This is a genomic window from Sulfitobacter delicatus (assembly GCF_900102535.1).
In the GTDB taxonomy this organism is placed as follows: domain Bacteria; phylum Pseudomonadota; class Alphaproteobacteria; order Rhodobacterales; family Rhodobacteraceae; genus Sulfitobacter; species Sulfitobacter delicatus.
Genome location: NZ_FNBP01000001.1, coordinates 199,000 through 218,007, shown reverse-complemented (window position 1 = coordinate 218,007; position 19,008 = coordinate 199,000). Strand labels below are relative to the sequence as shown.

General features: G+C 63.2%; 19 protein-coding genes. 7 read left to right on the top strand and 12 right to left on the bottom strand.

Features of this window, described 5'->3' with window-relative positions; genetic code table 11:
• Positions 1-34 precede the first annotated feature (34 nt).
• Together BLS57_RS01200 and nagA are read left to right on the top strand one after the other, a co-directional pair.
• Positions 35-928 (top strand): glucosamine kinase nucleotide-binding domain-containing protein, encoded by an 894-nt coding sequence (locus BLS57_RS01200; protein ID WP_093738345.1) that lies wholly within the window; start codon positions 35-37, stop codon positions 926-928.
• Positions 925-2,052: an N-acetylglucosamine-6-phosphate deacetylase gene (nagA, locus tag BLS57_RS01195; protein ID WP_093738343.1), complete on the top strand. Its 1,128-nt coding sequence runs from the start codon at positions 925-927 to the stop codon at positions 2,050-2,052. The genes BLS57_RS01200 and nagA overlap by 4 nt, the downstream gene beginning before the upstream one ends.
• Here nagA and BLS57_RS01190 read toward each other — a convergent pair.
• The 4 genes from BLS57_RS01190 to BLS57_RS01175 all read right to left on the bottom strand — a co-directional run bounded on the left by BLS57_RS01190 (position 2,049) and on the right by BLS57_RS01175 (position 7,138).
• Entirely contained in the window at positions 2,049-2,807 is a 759-nt protein-coding gene (locus BLS57_RS01190) for a sulfite exporter TauE/SafE family protein (RefSeq protein WP_093739113.1), read from the bottom strand. The two genes, nagA and BLS57_RS01190, sit on opposite strands and share 4 nt — an antisense overlap.
• 149 nt (positions 2,808-2,956) lie before the next feature.
• On the bottom strand, positions 2,957-3,220 hold the full coding sequence (locus BLS57_RS01185; RefSeq protein WP_093738341.1) for a glycine zipper 2TM domain-containing protein: 264 nt from the start codon (positions 3,218-3,220) through the stop codon (positions 2,957-2,959).
• A gap of 207 nt (positions 3,221-3,427) precedes the next feature.
• Positions 3,428-4,825 carry an aminotransferase family protein gene (locus BLS57_RS01180; protein WP_093738339.1) on the bottom strand — a complete coding sequence of 466 codons (1,398 nt, stop codon included), beginning with the start codon at positions 4,823-4,825 and terminating at the stop codon, positions 3,428-3,430.
• Between the two features lie 231 nt (positions 4,826-5,056).
• Positions 5,057-7,138: a DEAD/DEAH box helicase gene (locus BLS57_RS01175; protein ID WP_139186606.1), complete on the bottom strand. Its 2,082-nt coding sequence runs from the start codon at positions 7,136-7,138 to the stop codon at positions 5,057-5,059.
• Between the two features lie 292 nt (positions 7,139-7,430).
• Between BLS57_RS01175 and selD the strand changes: the two genes are divergently transcribed.
• Positions 7,431-9,602: a selenide, water dikinase SelD gene (gene selD, locus BLS57_RS01170; RefSeq protein ID WP_425274323.1), complete on the top strand. Its 2,172-nt coding sequence runs from the start codon at positions 7,431-7,433 to the stop codon at positions 9,600-9,602.
• On the opposite strand, the gene mnmH is transcribed toward selD, so the two are convergent.
• The 7 genes from mnmH to BLS57_RS01135 form a co-directional block, all read right to left on the bottom strand.
• Positions 9,586-10,641 (bottom strand): tRNA 2-selenouridine(34) synthase MnmH, encoded by a 1,056-nt coding sequence (gene mnmH, locus BLS57_RS01165; protein ID WP_093738335.1) that lies wholly within the window; start codon positions 10,639-10,641, stop codon positions 9,586-9,588. The genes selD and mnmH overlap by 17 nt on opposite strands.
• 60 nt (positions 10,642-10,701) lie before the next feature.
• Complete coding sequence (locus BLS57_RS01160) at positions 10,702-11,052, bottom strand: RidA family protein (RefSeq protein ID WP_093738333.1); 351 nt, start codon at positions 11,050-11,052, stop codon at positions 10,702-10,704.
• A 71-nt stretch (positions 11,053-11,123) separates the two neighbouring features.
• Positions 11,124-11,510 (bottom strand): rhodanese-like domain-containing protein, encoded by a 387-nt coding sequence (locus BLS57_RS01155; protein WP_093738331.1) that lies wholly within the window; start codon positions 11,508-11,510, stop codon positions 11,124-11,126.
• A 12-nt stretch (positions 11,511-11,522) separates the two neighbouring features.
• The gene (locus tag BLS57_RS01150) at positions 11,523-12,701 is read right to left on the bottom strand and encodes a lytic murein transglycosylase (RefSeq protein ID WP_093738329.1); all 1,179 of its coding nucleotides are present in this window, start codon (positions 12,699-12,701) and stop codon (positions 11,523-11,525) included.
• 14 nt (positions 12,702-12,715) lie between these two features.
• Positions 12,716-13,624: an adenosylcobinamide-phosphate synthase CbiB gene (cbiB, locus tag BLS57_RS01145; RefSeq protein WP_093738327.1), complete on the bottom strand. Its 909-nt coding sequence runs from the start codon at positions 13,622-13,624 to the stop codon at positions 12,716-12,718.
• Positions 13,621-14,568, bottom strand: coding sequence for a threonine-phosphate decarboxylase (locus BLS57_RS01140; protein ID WP_093738325.1), 948 nt, complete (start codon positions 14,566-14,568; stop codon positions 13,621-13,623). Before BLS57_RS01140 ends, cbiB begins: the two co-directional genes overlap by 4 nt.
• An 86-nt stretch (positions 14,569-14,654) precedes the next feature.
• The gene (locus BLS57_RS01135) at positions 14,655-15,629 is read right to left on the bottom strand and encodes a glutathione S-transferase family protein (RefSeq protein WP_093738323.1); all 975 of its coding nucleotides are present in this window, start codon (positions 15,627-15,629) and stop codon (positions 14,655-14,657) included.
• A 172-nt stretch (positions 15,630-15,801) separates the two neighbouring features.
• Between BLS57_RS01135 and BLS57_RS01130 the strand changes: the two genes are divergently transcribed.
• Positions 15,802-16,158, top strand: coding sequence for a hypothetical protein (locus BLS57_RS01130; protein ID WP_093738321.1), 357 nt, complete (start codon positions 15,802-15,804; stop codon positions 16,156-16,158).
• A gap of 42 nt (positions 16,159-16,200) precedes the next feature.
• Here the strand turns inward: BLS57_RS01130 and BLS57_RS01125 are convergent, their stop codons facing one another.
• On the bottom strand, positions 16,201-17,400 hold the full coding sequence (locus BLS57_RS01125; protein WP_093738319.1) for a MalY/PatB family protein: 1,200 nt from the start codon (positions 17,398-17,400) through the stop codon (positions 16,201-16,203).
• 96 nt (positions 17,401-17,496) lie between these two features.
• On the opposite strand from BLS57_RS01125, the gene def (BLS57_RS01120) reads away from it, so the two are divergent.
• The 3 genes from def (BLS57_RS01120) to def (BLS57_RS01110) are packed head-to-tail and all read left to right on the top strand — an operon-like array spanning position 17,497 to position 19,003.
• Positions 17,497-18,015, top strand: a complete 519-nt coding sequence (gene def, locus BLS57_RS01120) for a peptide deformylase (RefSeq protein WP_093738317.1) — start codon at positions 17,497-17,499, stop codon at positions 18,013-18,015.
• The gene (gene def / locus BLS57_RS01115) at positions 18,012-18,509 is read left to right on the top strand and encodes a peptide deformylase (protein ID WP_093738315.1); all 498 of its coding nucleotides are present in this window, start codon (positions 18,012-18,014) and stop codon (positions 18,507-18,509) included. Before def (BLS57_RS01120) ends, def (BLS57_RS01115) begins: the two co-directional genes overlap by 4 nt.
• On the top strand, positions 18,506-19,003 hold the full coding sequence (gene def, locus BLS57_RS01110) for a peptide deformylase (protein WP_093738313.1): 498 nt from the start codon (positions 18,506-18,508) through the stop codon (positions 19,001-19,003). The genes def (BLS57_RS01115) and def (BLS57_RS01110) overlap by 4 nt, the downstream gene beginning before the upstream one ends.
• Positions 19,004-19,008: the final 5 nt, after the last annotated feature.

The following is a 19,008-nucleotide window of genomic DNA, read 5'->3' as shown; positions in this document are numbered from 1 at the left end:
TCCGTTCTCCGAACCGCTCGCCTAGAAGTGACGAATGAGCAATGTACCCCAAGACATTCTAATCGCCGTGGACGGCGGCGGCACCGGCTGCCGTGCGGCAGTGGGCAGTGTTGCTGCGGGTATTTTGGGCCGGGCCGAAGGGGGACGGGCCAATATCGGCAATGACCCGGCGCAGACTCTGATCAATGTTCGCACAGCGGTGGAGAGCGCCGCAGCGGCTGCCGCAATCCCGCTTGAAGCGCTTGCCGGGGCCACGGCCTATATTGGTCTGGCCGGAATGAACCCCGCCCGGGATGCGGCGCGGCTCCATACCGCACTTCCCTATCACCGCATCATAGCCGATGACGACCGCCCTGCCTGCGTTTTGGGCGCTCTCGGCGCGGGTGTTCTGGGCTATGTGCTGGCCATCGGCACCGGCACCATCATCGCGGCGACGGATGGCGAAACCTGTCGGTATGTTGGCGGCTGGGGATTTCATCTGGCCGATCAAGGGTCGGGCGCATGGCTGGGACGTGCCGCGTTGGGCCGGGCGCTGCAATGCTACGACGGGCTGCTGACCCACAGTGATTTGACTCGCAGCGTGATGGACCAGTTCGAGAATGACCCGTCGGCCATGACGGCCTTCAGCCTCACCGCGCAGCCGGGCGACTATGCGCGTTTCGCGCCTGAGGTGCTGGCAGCGGCGACGGCAAATGACCCGCTGGCGATATCGCTGATGGAAGAGGGGGCGGCCTATTACCAGCGCGGGCTAAAGGCTTTGGGGTTTGCTCCCGGCGACCGGCTTTGCCTGCTTGGTGGCGTCGGCCCGCATTATGCGGATTTCCTGCCGGCGGATCATCTGGAGGGCCGTGTGGTTAGCCGAGGCACAGCGCTGGATGGGGCCTTTGAGCTGGCCTGCCGGGCGGTGGCTGCGCAGGTGGTGTCATGAGCGAGATCCTTAAGGTCTTCACCGGGGCAGATGTTCATGACGGGTATCGGTTGCATAAGGGTGCGGTCCTTGCGCTGCTGCGGGGCGGGAGCCGCCAGGTGCTGTCTTTGCAGGAGATGCCGGAAGGGTGTGAGAAAGTCGCTCTCTCTGGCGGCGTGGTGACTCCCGGCTTCGTCGACCTTCAAGTCAACGGCGGCGGGGGGATGATGTTCAACGAAGCCCCGGACGTGGCCACGCTGCGGCGCATGTCCGAAGCCCATCGCGCCACAGGAGTCGCGGGCTTTCTGCCGACGCTGATCACCGATACGCCTGAGTGCACGGCTGCCGCGGTGGAGGCCGTGGTGCATGCAAGGGCCGAAAACGTGCCGGGCATCCTAGGAATTCATCTTGAAGGACCGCACCTCTCCGTTGCGCGAAAGGGGGCGCATGATGCAGCACTGATCCGTCCTATGGATGACGCGGACCTTGCGTTGATCTTGGGCGCAGCAAGGCAGCTGCCGAATGTCATGGTCACCGTCGCACCTGAAACGGTCAGTTGTGCCCAGATCAGCGCCATGGCGGAAGCGGGCGTGATCGTTTCGCTTGGGCATTCCGACGCTGACTATGAGAGCTGCATCGCGGCCTTCGATGCCGGTGCGCGTTGCGTCACGCATTTGTTCAACGCGATGAGCCAGATGGGCAACCGCGCGCCGGGACTGGTCGGGGCGGCGCTGGCACGGGCGGATATGCATGCAGGCCTGATCGCAGACGGCATCCACGTACACCCTGCGAGCATGGGCAATGCCTTGGCGGCCAAAGGCGCGGGGGTGTTTCTCGTCAGCGATGCGATGGCAACCGCCGGGTCTGAGATCGAAAGCTTTGCCCTCAACGGACGCACTGTGTTCCGCGCCGAGGGGCGGCTGACGCTGTCCGACGGGACCTTGGCGGGGGCCGACTTGGAAATGGGGCGCGCGGTGCAAGTCTTAATGCAATCGGTCGGCGTGCCGCTGGAGCGTGCCTTGGCAATGGCGACGTCGGGGCCGGTGGCCGTGTTGCGTAAGGCGGAGGGGCTGGGGAAGATCGAGACCTCTGACATGCTTCTGCATTGCGATCCCGAAAGCGGAGCGGTCCAAGTTCTGTCCTAGCCCGCAACGAGCCGCCAGAAGAACACCGCGCTCATCCCGAAACCGATCGCTGCGATGAGCCAACGCACTGCCTCTTTCGGCAGCGCCCGTGCCAGTGGCGCTCCCGCATAGCCACCCGCCGTGGCGGCCAGCATCATCAGCAGCGCCTGCGGCCAAGCCACCAAACCGGCGAGTGCAAAGATGGCCACCGAGATCGCAGAGAGCACGAAGCTGAGGCCATTCTTCAACCCGTTCATGCCATGCAGATCGGTCATTCCCCAAAGCGCGAACAGGGCCAGCAACACGATCCCCAGCCCTCCGTTGAAGTAGCCGCCATAGACGCTAACGGCAAAGAGCCCGAGCGCCCCTTCGGGGGTAACAGCGCGCGCGTGAGCGGCGGCAAAGGCGCGAATGCGGTCGCCGAGCAAAAAGGCGAGGGTGGCGGCCAATAGGAGGAACGGCACCACTGCCGCGAAGGCGTCGTTTGATGAAATCAGCAGCAGGCCTGATCCTGTCGCTCCGCCTGCAAGCGTAATCAGACAGAGGCGGAACAGTTGCGCCCGTTTGAACCTGCCCAACTCGCGCCGAAAGCCGAGCGCACCAGCCAGATAACCGGGGAAAACGGCGACCGCGCTGGTGGCGTTGGCGGCGACCGGGGGCATTCCGGTAAAGACGAGGGCCGGAAAGGTTAAAAACGTACCGCCACCGGCGATGGTATTAAGAACACCGGCGCCAAAAGCCGCGAGCAGTAAAACTATGATATCTGTGAAAACCATGCCCATCGTTTACCTTCCCCTGCGTCTATGATGACGCTTGCTTCCCTGTTAGGGGCAAAGGCCGGGTGTGCCAAGAAGGGGGGCAGAAAAGAAAAGGCCCCGACCGGAAGGTCGAGGCCCAAAGCACGTTGTCGCGCTAGGTCAGCTGCTTATGGGCAAGCTGCGTAGTAACGCTGACCGGCGGAGTTCTGGTACACACATTTGCCAGCTTGCGTCTGACCGATGTAGTTACCAGCCGCTGCACCGGTGAGGCCGCCGACGATGGCGCCTTGCACTTTGTCGTCGTCGCCAGAGACGGCGGCACCGGCAGCGGCACCGAGAGCAGCGCCTGTCAAAGCACCCTGGTTTGCAGTGGTGCCATCACAAGCGGCCAGGCCAGCGATCATCGGAATTGCGATAAGAAACTTCTTCATGTCTTTCTCCCATGTTACTCATTTGCCAACGCGGGGGGAAAGGAAGTGGTTCCCACGAAGGCGATGCATTTGCAGAAAATTTCCGCAGGCCGGAGCGCGCGGCGATTTCCTCGTGTGATGTCATGTTCGGGCAAGACAGGGGGTTAGATAGACGAAGGCCGCACCGGGTCAACCGATGCGGCCTGCTATCAAAGGTGCTCTGCGGTTTTACGCCGAAGCGAAGACCCGGCCAAGCGCGCCGTCCACCGCCGTGATGATTTCATCAATGTCATCGCGGCTGGCAATCAACGCGGGAGAGAAACACAGCGTGTTATTCTTACCTGGCAAGGACCGGTTGGTCGCGCCGATGATGACGCCCTGTGCCATACAGTCGCCCACCACGGCTTGCAGGTGCTTCTCTGCGGCAGGTTCGCGGGTGCTACGGTCCGTCACCAGTTCCGCGCCAAGGAACAGACCCTTGCCGCGCACATCGCCGATGATCGGGTGTTTGTCGGCCAGTCCGTGCAACTGCTCGAGCATGTAGTTGCCCATGTTGGTGGTGTTCTCTAGCAGGCCCTCATCTTCAATGATCCGCATGTTCTCGATCCCTGCCGTTGGCCCGGCGGTGCAGCCACCAAATGTCGAGATGTCGCGGAAGTAATTCAGCGGATCGCTGGCGTCGTCCTTAAACATGTCGAACACCGCGTCGGTCGTAACCAGACAAGCAATCGCGGCATAGCCCGAGGCGACGCCCTTGGCCATCGTCACCATATCCGGCTGAATGCCGTAGTGTTGATAGCCAAACCATGTCCCGGTACGCCCGACACCGCAGACGACTTCATCGATATGCAGCAGAATGTCATACTTGCGGCAAATCTCCTGCACGCGCTCCCAATAGCCCTCTGGCGGGCAGATCACGCCGCCCCCTGCGGTCACGGGCTCAAGGCAAAGCGCGCCAACGGTCTCTGGCCCTTCGGCCAAGATCACCTTTTCGATCTGGTCCGCAGCCCATGGCCCGTAGTTTTCCTGCGGGGCGCCATCCTGCTCAAAGCTGCGGTATTCCAGACAATGCGGCACGCGTATAAAACCCGGCGCGAAGGGGCCGTATTGCGCGTTGCGCTCGTCTTGGCCGCCCGCCGAGAGGCAGCCAATGGTGGTGCCATGATAATCGCGGTCGCGGTAGAGGATTTTGTGCTTCTTGCCGCCATAGCGTTTGTGGGCGATCTGGCGGACCATTTTAAAGGCTTTCTCATTCGCCTCAGAGCCGGAGTTGCAGTAATAAACGCGGTCGAGGCCCGGCATCTTGTCGAGCAGCTTTTCCGCGAAATGCGAACCGGGGATCGAGCCGGCGGAGCCCGCGAAATAGTTCAGCTTGATCAACTGGTCGCGCACCGCATTGGCGATGCTTTCGCGGCCGTAGCCCACGTTGACCGTCCAGACCCCGCCGGACACGGCATCGAGGTGCTCCTTGCCCTTTTGGTCCCAAACCCGCATGCCTTTGCCTTCGACGATGATGCGCGGGTCGGTGGTTTCATAGGGTTTGTGCTGGCTCAGGTGGTGCCAAATATGCGCGCGGTCGGCTTCGACAACGCGGGAGATGTCGTTCTCGTTGAAATTGCCGTCCATGGAATCAGACCTTTCTGTGCGGGTGGGCGAACCCACGAATGAAGCCCGCGCCAAGGCGGGGAATGTGCCTATCACATCACCGCGAAAGCCGCGCCGCAAGTAGTGCCAGTTGGGACTGTTCCTTAAGGCCAGCCGCGGGTGCCGATTTCTTTCAAAGAAATCGGGCCGGACTTTTTTAAAAAGTCCGGGGCCTTACGCAAAAACGCCGGGGTGGTGCCCCGGCGTTTGAGTTTACTTCGATTTCGGGCCGCCCTTGCCGCCCTGTTTGCCGATCTTATTCGGCGGGGTGAAGCGTTTGGAGGGGTCGGACGCGCGTTTGTAGGATTTCTCACCGCCGGGTGTGGTGGCCGAGGAGGTCGGCTTGCCCTTACCCTTGCCCTTGAACCCTTCGCCCGCTGGCTTTTCCTTTTTCCAGACGGCTTTCGCCTTGGGCTTGCCAGTGGTCTCGCCGCCAGACTTAGGCTTCGGTGTCGCGCCGGGCTTCATCGGGCTGCGTTCGGTCTTGTGCGACTTTGGCGGACGCTCGCCCTTCGGCGCGCGAGGTTTGTCGAACTTGGGCTTGTCAAAAGACGCGGCACCGGGGCCATCCGCCGCTTTGGCGCGGGGTTTGCGCGGGGCGGGGGCGGCGTCTGGGTCATAGTTGTCACGCCGGGGGCGCGGGCCACGGTCGCGGTCGCCCTTGTAGCCGCCACCGGGCTTGGGACCACGGTTGCCGCCCGGTTTCGGGCCACGGGCCAGATCGGGCGCTTTGTCGAGTTGCGTCAGCACCGCGCCTTCTTCAAGCTTCATGTCACCACCGAGCGCGCTCAGCAGACCGGGAACGGAGGTTTCCAACACTTCGACAAAGCTGTGGCTGCCCTGCACGCGGATCGCGCCAATGTCGTCTTTGGTCAAGTCGCCGCGACGGCAGAGCATCGGCAGCAGCGTGCGCGGCTCGGCCCCGTCATTGCGGCCGGTCGAGATCGAGAACCAGACCGATTTGCCAAAGGCCGGGCGCGGCTTGTCGTCGCCCGGGGCCCCGGGTTCGGCCAGTTCTTCCGGCGCGGATTGGCGGGCGCGGTAGAGGTTGACGAAAGCGGTGGCGAGTTGCTCTGCCGAGAACTGCTCGACCAGATTGGCGACGAAGCCTTCGGCGTCTTCGGGGATCGGGTCGGACCATGCCGGGTCGGCCAGCAGACGGGCTTCGTCAGCGGCGTTCACCTCAGCGGCGGAGGGCGGTGCCGCCCATTCTACCTTCAGCTTGGCGCCGCCGATCAGACGGTTGGCCTTGCTGCGCAGTTTGGCGGGCACGATCAGAGCGGAGACGCCCTTGCGCCCGGCGCGGCCGGTACGGCCCGAGCGGTGCAGCAGCGTGTCGGAGTTGCTCGGTAGATCGGCGTGGATCACCAGTTCGAGGTTTGGCAGGTCGATGCCGCGTGCGGCGACATCCGTTGCGATACACACGCGGGCGCGTCCGTCGCGCAGCGCTTGCAACGCGTTGGTGCGCTCGGATTGCGTCAACTCGCCCGACAGCGCCACAACCGAGAAACCCCGGTTGGTAAAGCGCGTGGTCAGACGCGCCACGGCGGCGCGGGTGTTGCAGAAAACGATGGCGTTTTTGGCTTCATAGAAGCGCAACACGTTGATGATCGCGTTTTCGGTGTCGCGCGGGTGAACGTTCAGCGCGCGGTATTCGATGTCGCTGTGCTGTTTGGCCTCGCCCACGGTGGTGATGCGCTGCGCGTCGCGCTGGTAGGATTTCGCCAGTTTGGCAATCGCGGCGGGTACGGTGGCCGAGAACAGCAGCGTACGGCGGTCTTCGGGGGATTCTGACAGGATGAACTCAAGGTCCTCGCGGAAGCCAAGGTCGAGCATCTCATCCGCTTCGTCCAGCACCACGGCGCGGATCGCGTCGAGGTTGATGTTGTTGCGTTTGATATGGTCACACAGACGGCCCGGCGTGGCGACGACGATATGCGCGCCCCGGTCCAGCGCGCGGCGCTCGGTGCGGGTGTCCATGCCGCCGACGCAGGTGGTGACCACCGCGCCCGCTTTGCCATAGAGCCATGTAAGCTCGCGGCTGACCTGCATGGCAAGCTCGCGTGTCGGGGCGATAATCAGCGCCAGCGGGGCACCCGCTTGGCCGAAATGGGTGTCGTCACCCAGCAGAGTCGGCGCGATGGCGAGGCCAAAGCCGACCGTCTTGCCCGAGCCGGTTTGGGCCGAAACCAGCAGGTCGGCGTCATTAAGGGCGGGGTCGGTTACGGCTTCCTGTACGGCGGTAAGTGTTTCATAACCCTGTTGGGCAAGGGCATCGGCAATAGTCTGGATCACGAAGGCTGTCCTGTCTTGAACGTTTGTGCGGGGGGCGGGCGCGTGGGGGTGCGACCAGCCACGGCAAAGGAATCCGACCGTCGGTAGAGGGTCAGGGTTGGAATGTACATGGGGGTTTTATGGCGAATTGTCACCCTTTTTACGCGTTTGGCGGGTTTGACGGCCTGAATGGGCGGGGAAATGCCGTTTGAACTCTGGCACGACCGCGTCACATCATGGTCATGCCGATGGCGCGCCCCTGCCGCTTGGGGTAGCACTATCCGAAGCAGACAAGTGAGAGTGAGGCAAACTGGTGCAAAGCGATCTGCCCCTGACGCGGGATCTGGTGCTGGTGGGGGGCGGTCACGCCCATGCCTTGGTGCTGCGCAAATGGGGGATGAACCCGTTGCCCGGTGCGCGGCTCACCGTCATTAACCCCGGCCCCACCGCGCCCTATACCGGCATGTTGCCCGGCCATATTGCGGGCCACTACGGGCGCGACGCGTTGGAGATCGACTTGATGCGCCTGTGCCGCCACGCAGGCGCGCGGCTGATCCTTGGCAAAGCCTCGGGGATTGACCGCAAGGCGCGCGAGATCATGGTCGAGGGGAAGGGCGCTCTGGCATATGATGTGGCATCGCTTGATGTGGGCATCACCTCTGACATGGACCTGCCGGGATTTGCCGACCATGCCGTCGGGGCCAAGCCGCTGGACGTCTATGCTGCCCGCTGGCGGGCGTTCTTGGCGGCCGTCGCTGCGGGGGAGCAACCCCCCGAGGTGGCAGTGATTGGTGGCGGTGTGGCAGGCTGCGAATTGGCAATGGCGATGGCCTTTGCGCTGCGCCAAGCCGGGGCGACGCCTGTGGTGACGGTGGTGGAACACGGACCAGAGCTTTCCGGCATGGCCCCCCGGACCGAGGCAAAGGTGCGCCAGCGCATGGCAGACTTGGGCGTGACGGTCGCGTTGAACGCCGAGGTCGCGCAGATCACCCGCACCGAAGTCATATTGCAAAGCCGCGCCCCGATCCCAGCCGCGCTTTGCGTGGGCGCGGCGGGGGCGGTGCCGCATGGCTGGCTTGGGCAGACAGACCTGCCGCTGCATGAGGGCTTCATACGCGTCGGTGCCGATCTGGGCGTGCTGGATGACCCGGCGCTTTTCGCCGTAGGCGACTGTGCGCATATGGAGACCACGCCGCGGCCCAAGGCCGGGGTCTTTGCCGTGCGGGCGGCTCCGGTGCTGCATGACAATCTGCGCGCCGCGCTGAGCGGAGGGCAGCGGCGGGCGTTCAAGCCGCAGAAGCATTACTTGAAGCTCATCTCCCTCGGCGGGAAATCTGCCGTGGCAGAGCGGAATGGGCTCGCCATCGGCGGCGCGTTGCTGTGGCAGTGGAAGGACCGGATCGACCGGAAATTCATGGCTCAGCTTGATGATCTGCCCGCGATGAAACGCGAGACGCCTTCCGGCCCGATGGCGCTGGACCTGCAAGAGATCCTCGCTGACAAGCCACTTTGCGGCGGTTGCGGGGCCAAGGTGGGCGGCGCGGTGCTGGGGGATTTATTGGCCGAGGTGCAGCCGCCTGTGACCGGCGATGTCATCACTGGCGCAGGCGATGATGCGGCGATCTTGCGCCAACCGGGCGGCGGCTTTCAGGTGATCAGTACGGATCACCTGCGCGGTTTCATTGAAGACCCGGCGCTGATGACGCGGATCGCGGCAGTGCATGCGTTGGGGGATATCTGGGCCATGGGGGCCAAGCCGCAGGTGGCGCTGAGCTCTATCATCATGCCGCGCATGTCTCCTGCCTTGCAGGCTCGGACTTTGCGAGAGATCGCCGCTGCCGCGCAGGACATCATGTCAGCAGCAGGGGCGCAGATCGTGGGCGGGCATACGACTATGGGTGCGGAGCTGACCATCGGTTTCACGGTCACCGGCACGCGAGACGACATGCCGATTGGCGTTGGCGGCGCGCAGCCGGGCGATGTCTTGCTGCTGACCCGGCCCCTCGGCTCGGGCGTGATCCTTGCCGGGCATATGGCGGGCGATGCGCCGGGGCGGGTCGTGGCAGAGGCGCTGCGCGTCATGGCCACGCCACAGGCGCGAGAGGCAGAGATTTTGGCCGGCGCCAATGCGATGACGGATGTGACGGGCTTTGGCTTGGCCGGACATGTGCAGGCGATCTGTCGTGCCTCGGGAGTGGCGGCAGAGCTTTGGGCGGATGCTATACCTCTTTATCCGGGGGCGCAGGCGCTGTCGGATCAGAGGGTGGCGTCCTCTCTCTTGCCCGTCAATCAAGCTGATGCACCGATCAGCGCGGCAGGTCCGGTGTCGCCGCTCTTGCACGATCCGCAAACCGCCGGAGGGTTGCTCGCCGCCTTGCCTGAGCCAGCGGCGCGGGCCGCGCAGGCGCGGTTAGAGGCCGCAGGGCTTACCGGTCAGATCATCGGACGGCTGGAGGCGGGCGCGCCGACTATTCGCCTGCGTTGAACCGGGCGTGTAGCGCAGCGGCGGTCTGGGCCAGCGTGCTGTCGTTCAGATCGCTCAGAGCAAGCTGCTCCACCGGCGCAGGGTTGCGGGCAGCGGTTTTGGCATAGCGCGGGTCGTAATGCTGGCCGATCAACGCTTCGGCCAGCGGAGCCCAATCGCCCGAACGGGCCTGTGTTTGCCAGGCGGCGATGATCTCAGCGCTATGATAGGGCCGCAACTTGTCGATACGTTCTTCCAGCATTGCGGGATCGGCGGTCAGATCGTCATAGGCATGGCAGAGGAAATGTGCCCGCGCGGCGAGCGGTGCGGTGATCTCAACCCGTTGTGCGGCGCCCATTGCGGCCCAAAGCGCGGGGGGCAGGGTGATGCCGCCGATCTTACTGCTTTCGGCCTCAACCCATGTGACCTGCGTCGGGTCCAGCGGCGTGAGCGCTTGGGCCAGACGGCTCTCAAACATCTTTTGATGCGGCTGCCCGCCTTCCATTGCGCCAAACAGCGAGCCGCGGTGCTGTGCCAAGCCTTCAAGGTCAAGCACCTGCGCCCCAGCATCTCGCAGATGGTGCAGCAGCCGCGTCTTGGCGGTGCCGGTGCCGCCTTCGATCAACATCAGACGGTGGGGCATGGGCGTGTCGTATAAGGCCGCGACCACCAGACGCCGATAGCTGCGATAGCCGCCTTTCAGCAGTTGCACGCGCCAGCCGACTTGATCGAGGATTGTCGCGAAGGCACCGGACCGCTGCCCACCGCGCCAACAATAGACCAATGGCTGCCAACTGCCGTCTTTGCCCGAAAGCGCGGTTTGCAAGTGTCGTGCTGTGTTTTGTGCCACCAAGGCCCCGCCGATCTTGCGGGCATCGAAGGGGCTGACTTGCTTGTAGATCGTCCCCACTTCGGCCCGCTGAGCGTCTGACAGCACGGGCAGGTTGATGGCACCGGGCAGATGGTCCTCGGCAAATTCCGAAGGCGCACGGACGTCGATGATCGTGTCGACGTTGAGCCGGGCCAGATCGGAAAGGGCGGTGAGGGTGCAGGGGGTCATGGGGGGCTTTCGGCTACAGGCCGGCATGCCCCACGCCCGAGGGGCGCAGGGCGGGGTGGTTTAGGCTTTGGCGGCGATGACCAGCACTTCGACCAGATACTCCGGTGTCGCAAGTTTGGATTCGCCACAAGCGCGGGCTGGCGCGTTGCCTTCGGGCACCCAAGCGTCCCAAACGGCGTTCATCGCTTTAAAATCGGCCATGTCGGCCAGCCAGATGGTGGATTGCAGGATGCGGGTCTTGTCGCTGCCGACTTCGGCCAGCAGAGCATCGACCTTGTCCAAGCAATCTTGGGTCTGCGTGGCCACATCCGCGCCCGCCGTGCCGACTTGACCGGCAAGGTAGATCACATCGCCATGCTCGACGATCTGGCTCATGCGGGTGTTGGTGTGGTGGCGTTTGATCTCGGTCATTCTGTCTCTCCTTTGACGTTGCAAAACTTGTGGCAGCTTTGCGCGGAGGAGACCAGATCAAAGCCTGTGGGCTACGGCTTCTCGACTGGGCCGCCCGCCTTCTCCCATCCGCCGAAACCGTCCTTTAGATGGGCAGCGTCAAACCCCATGTCTTGCAGCGTCGCGACCGAGATCGCAGAGCGCCAGCCAGAGGCGCAGTGAAAGACGAACTTTTTGTCTTGGGCGAAGATCTCTTTGAAATAGGGGCTGTCGGGGTCGACCCAGAACTCAAGCATGCCACGGGGGCAGTGGAACGCACCGGGGATGAACCCGGTGCGCTCGCGTTCGCGGGGATCGCGCAGATCGACGAATTGCACGTTGTCGTCGTCCAGCATGGTGATGGCCTCTGCGCTGTCGATCTCCTCAATCCTGGTGCGGGCGTCGGCGACCATTTGAGCGGCGGTTTTCTTCAAGGCCATCTGGCGTTCTCCTTACAGTTGGTTCAGCAGCTCCGGCGTGGGCCAGCCATCGACGGGCATGCCAAGACGGGCCTGTTCGGCACGCACACCAGCGCGGGTGCCTGAGCCGAGGATGCCGTCAATCTTACCGACATCATAGCCCTTCGCCTGTAGTTTTGTTTGCAGTGTCTTCATTGCGTCGCCGCTCAGACCCGGCGCAGGGTTGCCCGCGTCATAGACCTGTGCGCCGTCCAGCCGCGTGGCGAAATAGGCGGCGGTCATGACGTAGGTGAAGCTCTGGTTCCACTCGAAATAAACGCGAAAGTTCGGGTAGGCGATGAAGGCCGGCCCGCCGCGCCCTTGCGGCAGCAGCACCGAAGCCGTCAGCCCTTCGGCCAACGGTCCATTGCGCGGCGACACGCCCATCGCCTGCCATTCGCTGACTGGCTTGGTGGTTTCCAACCCGGTCTGCGACCAGTCGAAATCCTGCGGCAGCGACACTTCGGCCAACCACGGCTCATTCGCGCGCCAGCCAAGGCTTTGCAGCATTTTACCGCCAGACATCAGCGCGTCGGCGGCGGAGGTTTTCAGCGAGACTTTGCCATCACCATCGCCGTCGACACCGTTTTCGATGATGTCCCGCGGCAGCATTTGCACCATGCCGATCTCACCAGCCCAAGCGCCCGTTGTGGTGGCGGGGTCGAACTCGCCACGTTCAAACAGTTCCAGCGCAGCAAAGAGTTGCGGGCGGAAGAGTTCGGGGCGGCGGCAGTCATGCGCCAGTGTGGCCAGCGCGTTGGTGGTGTTGAAGTCGCCCTGGATCGCGCCGTAGTCCGTCTCAAAGGCCCAAAAGGCCAGCAGCACGGCGCGGCTGACACCGTAGTCGGCTTCGATCCGGTCAAAGACCGCGTCGTATTTCTCGGCATTCGCACGGCCCCGGTTGATCCGGTCGTTGGAGATCAGGCGGCGCGAAAACTCGATGAAGGGCTTTTGGAACACGCCTTGCGCACGGTCGGCGCGCAGCACAGCGTCGTCTTTGCGCAGTCCGGCAAAGAAACGGTCGGCAGTGGCGGCATCGGTGCCGTTTGCCACGGCTTCGGCCTTGGCATCCGCGATGAAGCCAGCGAAGTCGCCACCGCAGGCGGTTTCAGCATAGGCGGTTGCGGGGAGGGTGAGCGCCGCAAGGGCGGCGGCTAGAAAATAGGGGCGCATAGATATCCTCTTGGTCACAGACAGGCCAGAACTAGGGCGATTGCCCACATCACCAACCATGCCTGCCAAAGGCGGGTGATGGCCGCATCGATCGCCCGAGGTCCAATGGCACGCGCCCCCGCGCCGTGGACCCAAGCGAACTGCTGCAATTGCCCATCATAGGCCCGCGGCCCCGCGAGGGCCACACCCGTGGCCCGCGCCATGGCGGCTTCCGGCCAACCGGCGTTGGGGGAGCGGTGGAGCGCGGCGTCTGCGCGGATGTCGCGCCAGTGGTGTAGAACCCCGCCGGGCAGGGCGATGAGCAGGGCGGTCAGGCGGGCCGGGATCAGGTTGAGGAGGTCGTCCATCCGGGCGGCGGCCCAGCCGAAATCGGCATAACGCGGGGTGCGGTAGCCGATCATACTGTCGGCGGTGTTGACGATTTTATAGACCAACAGCCCCGGTAGACCCGCGACCAGAAACCAGAGGGCGGGCGCGATGATCCCGTCGCTAAGGTTTTCGGCGCCGCTTTCGATGGCGGAGCGGGCCACCGCCTCTTCGGTCATTTCGGCCGTGTCCCGGCTGACGATCATCGCCACGGCGCGGCGGCCAGCGGGGAGGGATTGGCGCAGGCCATCAGCCACGGCGCGGACATGATCGACAAGGGACCGCTGCGCCAGAAGGATCGCCGCGAGAAGGGTTTCGACGAGCGGCCCGAAGAGGCTCAGCACCCAGCCGAACAACCCCGCGCCCAGCATCAGCGCCAGCAGCAATGCCACGCCCTTGGCCCGCTTTGCGGTGCCATTGTTCAGCCGTCGATCTCCCCAGCCGATCAACCGCCCCATCAGCACCGCCGGATGCGGTAGCCGCCGCCACAGCCATTCCGGCTCGCCCAAGGCGGCGTCCAGTAGCATGGCGAGGGCTAGGATTGCGGCAGTGTTCATGAAAGCGCGCGCTTCAGACGCGCCCAGCCATCGGGGGCGGGCAGGCCGAGGCGCAGCCAGCGGGAGTCATAGGGGAAGACGCGGGTCCAGATGTGGTGCTGGGCAAGTCGGGTTTGCCACTGCTGGGCATCGTCCACGTCATAGAGCCGGAAAAGCGGCGTGCCGCCGACGATCTGAGCGCCTGCGTTGGTCATGAGGTCATCTAGCCGGGCTGCATCGCTGGCCAGCCGTGCCCGTGTCGTGTCGGCCCAATCATGATCGCGCAGCGCTGCCGCCCCGATATGCAGGGCCGGGCCGCTTACGGGCCAGGGACCGAGCATTCGGCCTAGCTGCCTCACCAGCGTTGGATCGCCAATGACAAAGCCCAGCCGAAGCCCGGCGAGCCCCCAGAACTTGCCAAAACTTTTCAGGATCAGCGTGCCGGGGGTGGTGGCCAGCCGCATATGGGTGGCGTCAGGCGTGATGTCGCAGAAGCTTTCGTCGATGATGCGCAGGGGGGCGGTGGTTTCTGCCGCCTGCCAGAGCCGCCCATCGGGGTTGTTGGGATGCACGTGAACGGCGGCATCGGCATCACCCCCTTCGACCACCTGCCAACCGCCTTCGGCAAAGCTCGCCGCGTGTTCATTATAGGTAGGGCCGGAGATGCGCACGGTGCCGGGAGGCGCGAGCGACGGGATGTGTGCGATGGCGGACGAGGCACCGGGCACGGCCAGCAGTGCGGCGCCTTCCGGCACATGCCAAAATGCGCGGGCGGCGTTTTCAAGCGCGGCCTGCGCAGCGGCGTCGGGCAGGGCGTTCCAAGCGTCAGAGGGCAGGTCTGGGATCGGATAGGGCTGCGGGTTGATCCCGGTGGACAGATCAATCCAATATTCCCGCCGCCCGCCAAAACGCGCCGCTGCTGCGTCGATACCACCGCCGTGGTCGCGTTGGTCTGACTGTTGCATCCTGTCCCCCTGCCGTCCTTGCTGCGGTGAAACCGCAAAAGGACAGCGCGATCAAGTGCGTTCCGCAAGGGCAGTGGGAGGATGCCTTAGCGGCGTCCGTGCGGCGCGTCGAAATCGAGGTCCGGGTTGATCGGGATGATCCGGTGCGGGTTGATGGTCTCGTGACTGTAGTGGTAGTGCCGCACGATATGGTCAAAGTTTACCGTCTCGGCCACGCCCGGCACCTGATAAAGCTCCCGCGTGTAGGCCCAGAGGTTCGGGTAATCGACGATCCGGTTGCGGTTACATTTGAAGTGCAGGTGGTACACCTTGTCGAAACGCACCAGCGTGGTGAAGAGGCGCCAATCGGCCTCGGTCATCCTGTCGCCCGCTAGATAGCGGTTGCGCGAAAGGATGTCTTCTATCCAGTCCAGCGTGTCGAAAAGAGGATGCACGGCGGCGTCGTAGGCGTCTTGCGTGGTGGCGAAACCGGCTTTGTAAACGCCGTTGTTCACCGTGTCATAAACGCGGGCGTTTACCTCTTCGATGCGACCCAGCAAGTCATCGGGATAGTAGTTGTCACGGTTGCCCGTAATCCCGTCAAAGGCGCTGTTGAACATACGAATGATCTCGGCTGACTCGTTGCTGACGATGGTCTCACGCTCTTTGTCCCAGAGGATCGGCACCGTGACGCGGCCGGTGAAATTCGGATCGGCACGGGTGTAGATGTCGCGGGCATAGGGCAGGTCGAAAAGGGTGTCGCCCGTGGCGGCGGGGAAGTCTTGGTCAAAGGACCAGCCTTCGCCCAGCATATCAGGGTGCACAACGGATACGCCAATGTGGTCTTGGAGGTCTTTTAACTGGCGAAAGATCAGCGTGCGGTGGGCCCAAGGGCAGGCGAGGCTGACATAGAGATGATAGCGGCCCGATTCTGCTTTAAAGCTGCCTTCGCCGCTCGGCCCGGCGCTGCCGTCAGCGGTCACCCAGTTGCGAAACTTCGCGTCAGCGCGTTCAAATTTGCCGCCCGAGGACTTGGTGTCGTACCACTTGTCCTGCCATTTCCCGTCGACCAAAAGGCCCATGTTGTTCTCCTTTACCTGTTCGGGGATACATCTAGGGTGGCCGACTGTGGCAGCCCATCTGCGTGGGCGCGCAGTGCCTCTGCGCAGATGCAGGGTGCCGCGATGTCACAGAATATTAACTTGAAAATCCCACAGTTTGCGTCAGCCTATGGACATCATTGGGGGGCTACTCATGGAAGAATTTCTGTCTAAGGAAATACAAGCCGGGCTTGCAGCTGCGCGTATGGCGAGCCTGCGCAAAGCGTCGCGTTTGCGGTTGGAAGTGGACGGTGACGTGCACCGTGTCCTGCGCCTGTGGAAGACTGGTTTTTCCATCGCTGCCGAAGATGCACCGCGCCTGCGCGGGTTGGTCGACCTTTATGATGGCGGTGTGCATCTGTTCCAATGCCTCATCATCGCAGGCGAGGAAGAGGACGGTGAGATGCGCTATGAGTTCAAGCGGGCGACTGCTGTGGCCGACCGTGCGCCGCTGGATTTTGAGCGGGCCAGTGACGCGCCTGCGGGGCTGATCGAAGACGGTCGCGCCTGAAATTATGCGGCACGGCGGGTCACACCGCCGCGCCGTATGTGTTTACTGCAAATCGCCAAAGGCATTTGTGAGCCGGTCGCAGGCTTCTTGAACCCGGGCGCGAGGTGTGGCGAGGTTGAAGCGAAGAAAGCTCTCGCCACCGGTGCCAAAGGTCGTGCCGTGGTTCGCAGCGATGGCAGCGGATTTTTCGACCCGTTCGATAAACTCTGCCTGTTCCATCCCGGTATCTGAGAAGTCGACCCAAGCGAGGTAAGTTGCCTCCAGCGGCATAGACTTCAGCCCCGGGATCGCGTTCACTGCATCGTCGAATAGCCTGCGGTTCCCGTCGAGATATTCCGTCAATGCGTCCAGCCACGCGGCACCTTCGGGAGAGTAGGCCGCCGTTGCCATGATCAGCCCGTAGGAGTTTGGCGAAATGCCCATGGCGGCCATGCGCTGGGCAAAACGCGCTCGCAGTTCGGGATCGTGGATGATGACATTGCCGACATGACTGCCCGCCATGTTGAAGGTCTTGGTGGTGGCGGTCATCATCACCAGCCGATCTTCGATCCCTTCGATATGGGCCATAGGGATATGCGTGTTCCCCGGCATTACCAGATCGTGGTGGATCTCGTCCGAGACCAACACCAAATCATGCCGTTTCGCAAAATCCGCCACGCCTTGCAGTTCTTTGCGGGTCCAGACCCGACCGCCGGGATTATGTGGGGAACAGAGAATGACCATCTTCTCGTCGCCCGACAGCATGGCGTCATAGGCATCGAAGTCCATCTCATAGCGGCCCGAGACATGGGTCAGCGGACATTCCACCACGCGTCGCTTTGCGGCGTTAATCACGCGGGCGAAGGCGTGATAGACAGGGGTGAACAGCACCACCCCGTCGCCCGGCGCGGTGAAGGCGTCGACGCACATAGCCGTGCCGTTCACCAGTCCATGGGTGGTAAAGATCGCATTCGCGTCGACTTTCCAGCCGTGGCGGTGCTCCATCCACCACTGGATCGCAGCGAGGTATTTGCTGTCATCCCCAAAATAGCCGTGCACGCCGTGATCAATCTGGGCCTGCAGCGCGTCTTGCACCACCTGTGGCGGACGGAAATCCATGTCGGCCACCCACATCGCGATGCCCGTATCGGCGGGCACGCCATAGACGGCTTCCATCTTGTCCCATTTCGCGCAATGCGTCCCGCGCCGCTCGATGATCTCGTCAAAACTCGTGCTGGTCGCTTCGATCTCGTCAAAACTCATGCTGATCACTCCTGATGTTGCAGCCAAGCTAACGGCTGTCGCAGGCGCTGCAAGCCCCCGGTTGCGCGATGCCGGGGCATGGCCTAAATGAGCGGGATGAAATGCCCAATCCTTTTGCACCCCGATCCACGGCTCAAGAAAGCCGCAGCCCCCGTCGCCGATCTCAGCGACGAGTTGCGCGTGTTGGGCGATGATATGTTGGCCACCATGTATGACGCGCCGGGCATCGGCCTTGCCGCGCCGCAAGTCGGTGTGTTGAGCCGGGTCATCGTGCTCGATTGCGTCAAGGAAGAGGGCGAGGCCCCGCGCCCGCTGCTGATGTTTAATCCAGAGATCGTGGCCTCGTCGGATGACCTTAACACCTACGAGGAAGGCTGCCTGAGCATTCCTGAGCAATTCGCCGATGTGACCCGTCCGGCCGAGGTCGAAGTCCGCTGGCTGGACCGGGATGGCAATGAGCGGAAGGAAGCCTTCGATGGGCTTTGGGCGACCTGCGTGCAGCATGAGATTGACCACCTCGATGGGAAATTGTTCATCGACTATTTGAAGCCGTTGAAACGTCAGATGATCACCCGCAAGATGGTGAAACTGAAAAGAGAGTTGGCCCGAGGATGAGCATTTTAGAGATCGTCCGCTGGCCCGATCCGCGTTTGGCCGAGACCTGTGCGCCGATTGAAGAGATCACGCCCGAGATCGAACAGCTTGCCGCCGATATGCTGGAAACCATGTATGCCGCCCCCGGGCGCGGTCTGGCCGGGCCGCAGGTGGGGGCGATGCTGCGTATCTTTGTAATGGACGCGGGTTGGAAGGACGACAAGCCGGACCCGCTCGTCTGTATCAACCCGATGTTTCAGGAGATCGGCGAAGAGCGCGTGACCAATACCGAAGGTTGTCTCAGCATCCCCGGCATCAGCACAGACATTTCCCGCCCCACACAGGTGCAGATGGTCTGGACTGGGGTAAACGGTGGGCGCTATGTCCAGAGCTTTGAGGGGGCCGCCGCGCTGATCGCGCAGCATGAGATGGACCACCTCGACGGCGTGGTGACCTTCGACCATCTGGACGCGAAAACCCGCGCCGCCAAGATCGCGGAGTTCGAAGCGCAATGACCCTCCGCCGCTATGTCCCTTGGCCTGACAAACGCCTGCGCAGCCCAGCGGCGCCGATTGAGGCGGTCACGGATGAGATCCGCACGCTTTGGGATGACATGATCGAGACAATGGACGCGATGCCCGGCGTCGGCCTCGCCGCGCCGCAGATCGGCGTGATGTTGCAGGTCGCCGTGGTTGATGCCTCCGAGGCGCGCAACAAGCGGATCCGCTTGGCGAACCCGGTGATCGTGGATGCCTCTGCCGTGCTGCATCCTTATGAGGAAGCGAGCCCGAACTTGCCCGGTTTCAGCGCTGTGATCCGCCGCCCGCGTGGGGTGAAGGTGCAGTTTCTGGATGAGACAGGCACGCAGGTGGAGCGCGATTTCGTGGGGCTTGAGGCGGTTAGCGTGCAGCACCAGATCGACCATCTGGCGGGTAAGATGTATTTCGACAACCTCAGCAAAACAAAGCGCGACATGCTTTTGCGCAAGGCCCGTAAGGCAAACGGCTGACCGCT